The organism is Rhodopseudomonas sp. B29 (assembly GCF_000333455.1).
GTDB lineage: Bacteria > Pseudomonadota > Alphaproteobacteria > Rhizobiales > Xanthobacteraceae > Rhodopseudomonas.
Window position 1 is genome coordinate 1 of the sequence record NZ_BADD01000556.1, and the last position, 1,597, is coordinate 1,597.

Sequence of the window (1,597 nt, forward strand, 5' to 3'; positions counted from 1 at the left end):
GCGCTCGATCAGCGTCAAAATCGTTTCATAGATCGCCACCAGGCGCGCGCGATCGTTCGAACAGCGCCCGCCATGATCACGATCGCTCGCGTCGCTTGCCGCATCAGCTTCGGCCGCAAGGCGATCTCGCCAATGCGCATAGCGGTCGCGCTGATTTTCCAGCTCGACAGTGATGGCAAGCCAGCCAGCGCGGGGAGCCCCCTCGGCGCGGGGTGCGGGGTTGTCGCTCACGGCCTCGCCTCGCCGGCCGGCGCGCGGGCCGCCTTCGCGCATTGCGTGACTTGAGCCGCAGTGATCGCCGCGCCGAGCACGGCCGCATCACGGCGCGCCGCGGCGTCGCGCAGCGCCGTTCCAATGAGCGTGAGCGCGACCGAGAACATCAGGGTGAACACCAGCGCCAAGTAACGCCCGCGCTCGATCATGGCCGCCTCGCCGTGATCAGGCGCGCAGCCTCGCACCATTGCTTAATGCGATGATCGAGCGCTGCACGCGCCTTTTCTTCCGTCGTCGCCGGCGTCGGCGTGCGGCGCGCATCGGGCAGGAACACCGCCCAAAAATAGCCGCCGGTTGCCGGATCGTGCGTCACGGTGCCGACCACGATCACGCCGAGCCGCGCCTCGATCGCCGCAGCTCCGTTGCGATACTCGATCCGGATCACCGGCGCGCCGGCGGCCGCCACGGAACGGCCCGAGCGCCGCGCGTCGCCCGGCTTGCTCGCGTAGTTCGCATCTGGTGTGCGCCGGCGCTTGTGCTGCACCGTGAACGTCGAGCGATCGGCCGTCATCGCCGCACCGGCCCGTTGTCGGCAATCGCCTTGACGATATGCAGCGCCTCGGTGAGCGACGTAACGCGAAAACCGACCGCTTCCGCAATCATCATGTGCTCGTGCGGATTTCCGCTTGGCTCCATCGCGCAAACGATCGGCGTGCGGCAGGCGTCGGCGAAGGCGATTTCCATCACCGTTCCGATCGACACCCGCTCCGCACCGAGCAAGTTCACGAGCAGGCAATCGCACCGCGTCGCGTCGAACCGATCGCGCGTCATCACGCCGCGCGGCGTCGACAACACACCGAGGTGTGCATATTCCTCGCCGGTACCGCTGATCCTTCCGGGCAGATTGCGCAGATAGTCCTTTGCGCGCAGCGGTGACAACGCCTTGATCCCCGCCGCGGCCAAGTCGAGCTTAGCCGCCTGCCGCCAATCTTCGGCGCCGTCATAGGTGAGGCCGGTAATCGGCCCGGCGAGGTACACGGTAAAACTACCGACCACCATCAACGCCGTTTCCGCCGGCGTAACGAGGCAGTCACACGTCGCCGGCGCATCCCGGCAATCGCAGCCACGCATTGCAGTCTCCTACTTGTGAAAGATGATTTCGGCCGCCGCGATCGCTATCTGCGCGTGCGGCAGGATGTAGAGCGCGAACACCGCAACACCCGCGGCGATCAGCACCAGCGAAGCCAGCTCGCCGCGATCGAACATCACGGCCCGCTACCTTCATCGGCGCGCACGTGCTCGATCGGCTTGTCGGGATCGACCGTGCGCCAGTCCGGCCAGGTGCGCTTTTCAATGCGCGTTTGCACCGCATCGAGCGATGCGG

Annotated in this window: 5 protein-coding genes; all 5 read right to left on the minus strand. The window is 66.8% G+C overall.

All coding sequences use genetic code 11. The features are described from left to right. Positions 1-231 (minus strand): hypothetical protein (locus tag I5M_RS30200; RefSeq protein WP_148287921.1); only part of this gene is annotated, 231 nt, incomplete at its 3' end. Next, positions 228-422: a hypothetical protein gene (locus I5M_RS19685; RefSeq protein ID WP_022722966.1), complete on the minus strand. Its 195-nt coding sequence runs from the start codon at positions 420-422 to the stop codon at positions 228-230. The genes I5M_RS30200 and I5M_RS19685, both read right to left, overlap by 4 nt. Beyond that, the gene (locus I5M_RS19690; protein WP_022722967.1) at positions 419-784 is read right to left on the minus strand and encodes a hypothetical protein; all 366 of its coding nucleotides are present in this window, start codon (positions 782-784) and stop codon (positions 419-421) included. Before I5M_RS19690 ends, I5M_RS19685 begins: the two co-directional genes overlap by 4 nt. Beyond that, positions 781-1,272, minus strand: coding sequence for a nucleoside 2-deoxyribosyltransferase (locus I5M_RS19695; RefSeq protein WP_210161624.1), 492 nt, complete (start codon positions 1,270-1,272; stop codon positions 781-783). Before I5M_RS19695 ends, I5M_RS19690 begins: the two co-directional genes overlap by 4 nt. 81 nt (positions 1,273-1,353) lie before the next feature. Next, positions 1,354-1,482, minus strand: coding sequence for a hypothetical protein (locus I5M_RS34120; protein ID WP_283804878.1), 129 nt, complete (start codon positions 1,480-1,482; stop codon positions 1,354-1,356). Positions 1,483-1,597: the final 115 nt, after the last annotated feature.